The sequence below is a fragment of the Ralstonia sp. VS2407 genome (assembly GCF_052950655.1).
Genome location: NZ_JBRFVG010000029.1, coordinates 1 through 3,071 on the forward strand (window position 1 = coordinate 1; position 3,071 = coordinate 3,071).

General features: G+C 52.7%; 2 rRNA genes (1 of these 2 running past the window's edge). Both read right to left on the reverse strand.

Features of this window, described 5'->3' with window-relative positions:
* Nucleotides 1–56: 56 nt before the first annotated feature.
* Nucleotides 57–169 (reverse strand): 5S ribosomal RNA (gene rrf / locus ACU8YE_RS23560).
* Nucleotides 170–286: 117 nt separating this feature from the next.
* Nucleotides 287–3,071, reverse strand: a 23S ribosomal RNA gene (locus ACU8YE_RS23565) (it continues 193 nt past the right edge of the window).

Here is a 3,071-nt window from a genome sequence, read left to right on the forward strand (position 1 = left end):
CGCGCAAAGACAAACACCCCAGCTCTTTGAAGGGAGCTGGGGTGTTGGATGGGAGAGCCTGGCGATGACCTACTTTCACACGGGAATCCGCACTATCATCGGCGCGGAGTCGTTTCACGGTCCTGTTCGGGATGGGAAGGGGTGGTACCGACTCGCTATGGTCACCAGGCTATGACTTGTTGCCACGTTGACGAGGTCAACGCGACCAATATGGGAATGTAGATTTGGGGTTGTGATGTGTGAGTATCAGGCACAAGGCAGACCCAGCCGGAAACATACCGGTTATAGGATCAAGCCGCACGGGCAATTAGTACTGGTTAGCTGAACGCATTACTGCGCTTCCACACCCAGCCTATCAACGTCCTGGTCTCGAACGACCCTTCAGGGAGATCAAGTCTCCAGGGAATCCTCATCTTCAGGCAAGTTTCCCGCTTAGATGCTTTCAGCGGTTATCTCTTCCGTACATAGCTACCCTGCGATGCCTCTGGCGAGACAACAGGTACACCAGCGGTACGTCCACTCCGGTCCTCTCGTACTAGGAGCAGCCCCCGTCAAGATTCCAACGCCCACGGCAGATAGGGACCAAACTGTCTCACGACGTTTTAAACCCAGCTCACGTACCTCTTTAAATGGCGAACAGCCATACCCTTGGGACCGGCTACAGCCCCAGGATGAGATGAGCCGACATCGAGGTGCCAAACACCGCCGTCGATATGAACTCTTGGGCGGTATCAGCCTGTTATCCCCAGAGTACCTTTTATCCGTTGAGCGATGGCCCTTCCATACAGAACCACCGGATCACTATGTCCTGCTTTCGCACCTGCTCGACTTGTCGGTCTCGCAGTTAAGCACGCTTTTGCCATTGCACTTTAGGTACGATGTCCGACCGTACCAAGCGTACCTTCGAACTCCTCCGTTACACTTTGGGAGGAGACCGCCCCAGTCAAACTGCCTACCATGCACTGTCCCCGGCCCGGATTCACGGGCCAAGGTTAGAACCTCAAACAAACCAGGGTGGTATTTCAAGGACGGCTCCACCGAAACTAGCGTCCCGGTTTCAAAGCCTCCCACCTATCCTACACAGATCGGTTCAAAGTCCAATGCAAAGCTACAGTAAAGGTTCATGGGGTCTTTCCGTCTAGCCGCGGGGAGATTGCATCATCACAAACACTTCAACTTCGCTGAGTCTCGGGAGGAGACAGTGTGGCCATCGTTACGCCATTCGTGCAGGTCGGAACTTACCCGACAAGGAATTTCGCTACCTTAGGACCGTTATAGTTACGGCCGCCGTTTACCGGGACTTCAATCAAGAGCTTGCACCCCATCATTTAATCTTCCGGCACCGGGCAGGCGTCACACCCTATACGTCCACTTTCGTGTTTGCAGAGTGCTGTGTTTTTATTAAACAGTCGCAGCCACCATTTTATTGCAACCCCTTCGTCCTTCTAGCGCGAGCTAGTCAAACTACAAGGGCGTACCTTATCCCGAAGTTACGGTACCAATTTGCCGAGTTCCTTCTCCCGAGTTCTCTCAAGCGCCTTAGAATACTCATCTCGCCCACCTGTGTCGGTTTGCGGTACGGTCTCGTATGACTGAAGCTTAGAGGCTTTTCTTGGAACCACTTCCAATTGCTTCGCGACCTAAAGTCGCTCGCCCCACACCCTTGAATCACGCACCCGGATTTGCCTAAGTGCCATCTCCAATGCAGGGACCGGGACATCCAACACCCGGACAACCTTCCGCGATCCGTCCCCCCATCGCATCATACGACGGTGCAGGAATATTAACCTGCTTCCCATCAGCTACGCATCTCTGCCTCGCCTTAGGGGCCGACTCACCCTACGCCGATGAACGTTGCGTAGGAAACCTTGGGCTTACGGCGAGGGGGCCTTTCACCCCCTTTATCGCTACTCATGTCAGCATTCGCACTTCTGATACCTCCAGCATCCTTTACAAGACACCTTCACAGGCTTACAGAACGCTCTCCTACCATGCACTTACGTGCATCCGCAGCTTCGGTATATTGCTTAGCCCCGTTACATCTTCCGCGCAGGACGACTCGATCAGTGAGCTATTACGCTTTCTTTAAAGGGTGGCTGCTTCTAAGCCAACCTCCTGACTGTTTTAGCCTTCCCACTTCGTTTCCCACTTAGCAATATTTAGGGACCTTAGCTGGCGGTCTGGGTTGTTTCCCTCTTGACACCGGACGTTAGCACCCGATGTCTGTCTCCCGTGATTGCACTCTTCGGTATTCGGAGTTTGCTATGGCGGGGTAATCAGCAATAGACCCCCCAACCATGACAGTGCTCTACCCCCGAAGGTGAGACACGAGGCACTACCTAAATAGTTTTCGGAGAGAACCAGCTATTTCCAAGTTTGTTTAGCCTTTCACCCCTATCCACAGCTCATCCCCTAACTTTTCAACGTTAGTGGGTTCGGTCCTCCAGTACGTGTTACCGCACCTTCAACCTGGCCATGGATAGATCACTTGGTTTCGGGTCTACACCCAGCGACTGAACGCCCTATTCGGACTCGCTTTCGCTACGCCTTCCCTAATCGGTTAAGCTTGCCACTGAATGTAAGTCGCTGACCCATTATACAAAAGGTACGCCGTCACCCGTTTCCAGGCTCCGACTGTTTGTATGCATGCGGTTTCAGGATCTATTTCACTCCCCTCCCGGGGTTCTTTTCGCCTTTCCCTCACGGTACTGGTTCACTATCGGTCGATTACGAGTATTTAGCCTTGGAGGATGGTCCCCCCATCTTCAGACAGGATTTCACGTGTCCCGCCCTACTTGTCGTACACCTAGTTCCACAATACTGTTTTCGCATACGGGGCTATCACCCACTATGGCCGGACTTTCCATTCCGCTTTGCTAACAATACTGCTAAAGAGTACAAGGCTGATCCCATTTCGCTCGCCACTACTTTGGGAATCTCGGTTGATTTCTGTTCCTGCAGCTACTTAGATGTTTCAGTTCACTGCGTTCGCTTCTGTTACCTATGTATTCAGTAACAGATGACCCATATGGGCCGGGTTTCCCCATTCGGATATCTGCGGATCAAAGCTC